The 4,650-nt window shown below is 66.5% G+C and carries 5 protein-coding genes; 2 read left to right on the forward strand and 3 right to left on the reverse strand.

The annotated features are described in order from the left end of the window. The 3 genes from GAK28_RS24790 to GAK28_RS24800 all read right to left on the reverse strand — a co-directional run. Window positions 1–453, reverse strand: a 453-nt coding sequence (locus tag GAK28_RS24790; RefSeq protein ID WP_343161926.1) for a hypothetical protein, incomplete at its 3' end; no start/stop codon positions are given. Next, window positions 450–1,205, reverse strand: coding sequence for an ABC transporter ATP-binding protein (locus tag GAK28_RS24795; RefSeq protein WP_291785612.1), 756 nt, complete (start codon window positions 1,203–1,205; stop codon window positions 450–452). The genes GAK28_RS24790 and GAK28_RS24795, both read right to left, overlap by 4 nt. Continuing rightward, entirely contained in the window at window positions 1,202–1,909 is a 708-nt protein-coding gene (locus GAK28_RS24800) for a GntR family transcriptional regulator (RefSeq protein ID WP_291785615.1), read from the reverse strand. Before GAK28_RS24800 ends, GAK28_RS24795 begins: the two co-directional genes overlap by 4 nt. A gap of 342 nt (window positions 1,910–2,251) precedes the next feature. On the opposite strand from GAK28_RS24800, the gene GAK28_RS24805 reads away from it, so the two are divergent. Next, entirely contained in the window at window positions 2,252–3,898 is a 1,647-nt protein-coding gene (locus tag GAK28_RS24805; protein ID WP_291785617.1) for an ABC transporter substrate-binding protein, read from the forward strand. Further along, the coding region (locus GAK28_RS24810) for an ABC transporter permease (RefSeq protein WP_291785619.1) at window positions 3,895–4,650 on the forward strand (756 nt) is incomplete at its 3' end. The genes GAK28_RS24805 and GAK28_RS24810, both read left to right, overlap by 4 nt.

Genomic DNA, 4,650 nt, shown 5'->3' on the forward strand with positions numbered 1-4,650 from the left:
CAGGATGAGCGGCATCGCGGTCATGAAAACCACGAAGATCGTCGTGGCGTTTGAGATGCCGAACCAGATGATCGCGAACACCGCCCAGATCGCGGACGAGACCGTGTTCATGACGGCGAGCAGCGGCTCGAAGACCCGGGCGAGGGCCCGGCTCGAGCCCAGGGCCAGGCCGAGCGGCGTGCCGACCAGCGTGGCGAGCAGGAAGCCCGCGGCCACGCGGTAGGTCGTCATGCCGACATCGTGCAAAAAACTGGGCGTCTGGGCGAGCGCGACGAGGGCATTCCAGACCTTTGCCGGCCCCGGCAGAACGAAGGTCGGCATGCGCGAGGCGGCAAACACCCACAGCGCCAGGAAAGCGAGGGCGAGCAGCACGCGCGTCAGCACGAGTCCGGCCCACGCGGGCGGACCCGCGCGGCGCACGGGGGCGGGGTTCATGAGGGTGGTGCGATTCATTGCTGGACTTTCAGGCGCAGGCGCCGCGTGGTTTCTGTGACGTCGGGGTCGGTGGGGGCGCGCGGACGCGGCAGGTCGATCGGCACGATTTCGCGGATCCTTCCAGGCCGGGGCTCGAGCAGCACGACGCGGTCCGCTAGTACGACCGCCTCTTCGACGTCGTGCGTGACGAAAAGAATGGTGTTGCCGCTGCCGCTCTGGATGCGCATCAGTTCCTCGTGCATCTGGGTGCGGGTCTGGGGGTCCAGCTTGGAGAAGGGCTCGTCCATCAGGAGCAGGTCCGGACCGATCACCAGCGTGCGCGCGAGCGCGGCGCGGCTGCGCATGCCGCCGGACAATGCGTGGGGCCAGGCGTCGCCAAAGCCCGACAGACCTACCGCCTCGAGCGCGGCGTCGGCGCGGCGGCGCCGCTCCAGGCGTGGCAGCGCATCGGGTTCCAGGCCGAGTGCGACGTTGTCGCGCACCGTGCGCCATGGCAGCAGCCGGTCTTCCTGGAACAGATAGCCGAGGCGGCCGTGGCGGTGAAACTCGACAGCGGGTTCGCCGGCCAGCGTGATCTCGCCCTTGCCGGGCGATCGCAGGCCCGCGATCAGATCGAGCAGCGTGCTTTTCCCGCAGCCCGACGCGCCGAGCAGCGCCACGATCTCGCCCGGGGCCACGTCGAAGGCGATGTCGCGCAGCACTTCGAGCGCGCCGAAGTGCTTGGACAGACCCGCGACGCGCAGGGCCGGGACGAGGCTGGCCTGCGTCATCGCCAGCTTCCCGGGCCAGCCACCGGAATGGCCGCGCCGGTTTCGGCAAGGCTGGCGTAGAGCTTCTCCAGCGTCATGGCCTGGAATGTCTCGATGTGACGGCGGGCGTTAAGCTCCACGCGCCGCGCGTCGCCTTCCTCGAACGCCGCGATCATGGCGTTGTGGTTGTGTTTGATTTCCGGCTTGGTCTTCTGCACGCCAAAGCCGAGGGCGACTAGGCGCGACATCTCGTCCATCAGGCCGGCCAGCGTGTGGTGCAGGCGCGCGTTGCCGCAAGCAGCGGCGATGGCCAGATGGAACGCCTTGTTGGCGTCCATGAACACATCGATCTGATCGTTCAGCTGCAATACCGGATGCTGAACCCGGCAGGCCGCCTCCAGGTCGCGCAGCCGGTCAAGGTCGACCCGGCCCACGGCCAGGCGCGCGGCCAGCGGCTCGAGCTGAGCGCGTAGCGTGAAGACTTCTTCGACGTCGCGCAGCGTGATCGGCGCGATCTGATACCCCTTGCGCGGGCGCGACCGCAGGAAGCCCTCTTGCGCCAGCCGGGTCAGCGCGATTCGCAGACTGGTCTTGCGGATGTCATAGGCCGCCATCAGCGCGGGTTCGGTCACGATGGTGCCCGGCGAAAGACGGCAAGAGATGATGTCGCGCCGGATTCGCTGATAGGCGTCGTCGCCGCTGCTGAGCGCGGCATCTTCGTTCACGGTGATTCGGGAGGTGTCCATCGCAGGCTGTTCGGGTGAGTCAGGGCAGCTCACCGATGCATGCACATCGGCTTACCCATTGATTCTAGGGAGGCACCGCGCGCCGACGAACGAAGAAAATCTCCTATCAATATGCGCTGGGGTGACCTGCCCACGTAGGCTGCTCACAAAAATGCCGACACCCGGTCAGGCACGGCGCTTGCGCGGCCTTGATGCGCGTCTGACCTTATCGCCTGGATTGCTAAGGCGGGGCGCGCATATTGACATGCGCATTTGGTCGTTCGCGCAGCCGTTACGCCTCCCTACCATGCAGCCTGATTTGTCTGGTCAGGAGTAAGCCTCATGGGGGCAGTGGTGCAGCAGGGGTTTGAAAAAGGGCAGGCGCCGTCATTGCGCCGTCGCCGCGCGCGCGGCGTGGCCGTGGCAATGCTGGCGGCCGCGTTGGCGACCGCGGGCCTGGCGCTCGGCGCTGCCGCGCAGGCACAGGAAAGGCCCGCCGCCAAGGCCGGAGGAACGCTGATCGTCGGCCAATACCAGGAGCCGACCGTCTATGACCCGAACCGTCAGTACTCGTGGGAAACCTACCGGGTCGACAAACATATCTACGAGTCGCTCATCGCCGAAGACCTCGGCCGACCCGCGAAAGATGGAGCGCCGCCGCTGGTGCCCGCCTTGGCCGAGCGCTGGGAGGTCAGCCCGGACGCGCGCACGTTCACGTTCACGCTGCGCCGCGGCGTGGCGTTTCACGATGGCACGGCGTTCGACGCCGAAGCGGTGCGCTTCAACGTCCGCCGCTACACCGATCCGGGCTTCGAGTTCTACGACGCCCGCGCCGCGGCCACGATGAAGCCCGTGTACGGCAAGCTTGAGGCGGTGAAGGTGATTGACGCGCACACCGTGCAGTATGTGTTCAAGGAACCGTTCATCGACTTTCCGCGGCTGTTGCCCCAGGGAAATTACGTGTCGGGCATCTTCAGCCCTGCCGCCCTCAAGAAGTACGGGCAGGACGGGCTGGCGCTCCATCCCACGGGCACGGGCCCATACAAGTTCGTGGAACGCGTGCATGGCGAGAAGACCGTGTTGTCGCGCAATGACAACTGGTGGGGTGGCAAGGCGCCGCTTGACCGCATCATCTTCCGACCCATCCCCGACGAGGCGACGCGCCTGTCGGCGCTGCGGTCGGGCGAGATCGATATCCTCACCCGTGTGCCGCCCGACGCGGCGGATGCGCTGGAGAAAGCCGGATACACGGTGCACGACAGCACGACTGCCGGCCAGCTCTTCCTGAGCTGGAACTTCCGCAATGAATTCGTGAAGCATCGCGCGGTGCGCGAGGCGATCGCGGCGGCCATCGACCGCGACGGGCTCGCGAAAACCATTTTCAGGGGCCGCGCGCTTGCCTCGCGCAACATCCTGAACCTCGGCAGCACGGCATACGACCCCGCGCAGCAGGATGTGGCTTATAGCCCTGAGCGCGCCCGCGCATTGCTGAAGGAGGCGGGTTTCAAGGACGGCGAGGTGCGCTTCACCATCATCACCGACGTCGCCAACCAGCCGGCGGTGGAGTGGATCCAGCGCGATCTCGGCAAGGTGGGTATCCGGGTCGACGTGGTATCGCAGGAGTGGCTGACATACACCAGCAAGCTCGCCAACCTGTCGCCGGAAACCGGGCTGTTCACGATGGAGTGGGGCTTCGTGACGCCATATTGGCTCAAGCTCGCGTACGACGCCTACGTGGTGACGCGCGGCGGCGGCGAGAAAGTCGTGGATCCGGAACTCGGCCCGGCGATCGCCAGGGCGGCCGCGCAGACCGACGAGCCCCAAGCCATCGCTGCCTGGAAGGCGGCCAATGCCGTCGCGCAGCGCGACGTGGCCTTTCTCCCGCTCGTGACGTTCCGCAACCACTTCGCATCCGCGCCGAATGTGCAGGGCTTCAACGTGCCGGCACAGAATTTCTACGACCTTACCCGGGTCTGGCTCAAGCCATGAGCCGCGCGATCCTGGCCCGGCTGCTGCAGGCGGCGCCGCTCTTCTTGGTGATCTCCGTGCTGGTGTTCTTCATGTCGCACGCGGGCGGCGGAGACCCTATCACGAATGCGCTCGCCAGCACCTTGCCGCAAGAATCCATCGACGCCATCCGGCGAGAATACGGCCTGGACCAGCCGGTCTGGGTCCAGTATGCGCGTTGGCTGCAGCATCTGGCGGCCGGCGATTGGGGGATCTCGCTCGTATTGCGCACCCCTGTCTTTGATGTGCTCGGCCGCAGCTTCGGCAACACGCTGATCCTGGCCGGCGCGGCGGTGGTGGTGTGCGTGGCGGGCGGTGTGCTGGTGGGCGTCACCAGCGGCCTCAAGCGCGGCAGCCTGATCGATCACGCCGCGATGTTCCTGATCCAGATCGGGCACAACTTCCCGGTGTTCTGGTCGGGGCTGCTGCTGATATGGATCTTCGGCGTGCAACTGCGCTGGCTGCCGGTCTCGGGCATGTACGACCTGCGTGGCGACCATGGCCTGGGCGATCTGTTGCGGCACCTCCTGCTACCGGCCATCTCCGCGGCCATCATCTCGATGCTCATCCTCGCGCAGTTGGTGCGCGCGCAGGTGATCGAGATCATTGGGGCTGATTATGTCCGTACGCTGCGCGCGCAAGGACTGCCGCGCGGCCAAATTCTGCGGCGCCACCTCGGCCGCAATCTCTTGCCGCCCGTGGTGAACATCACGGGCCTGCAGATCGGTTACCTA

The organism is Luteibacter sp. (assembly GCF_009912395.1).
Classification (GTDB): Bacteria; Pseudomonadota; Gammaproteobacteria; order Xanthomonadales; family Rhodanobacteraceae; genus Luteibacter.

Excerpts from the sequence above, each read along its gene's own strand:
- GAK28_RS24795 (WP_291785612.1), bottom strand. The coding sequence starts at position 1,205 with ATGACGCAGGCCAGCCTCGTCCCGGCCCTGCGCGTCGCGGGTCTGTCC.
- GAK28_RS24805 (WP_291785617.1), top strand. The coding sequence starts at position 2,252 with ATGGGGGCAGTGGTGCAGCAGGGGTTTGAAAAAGGGCAGGCGCCGTCA.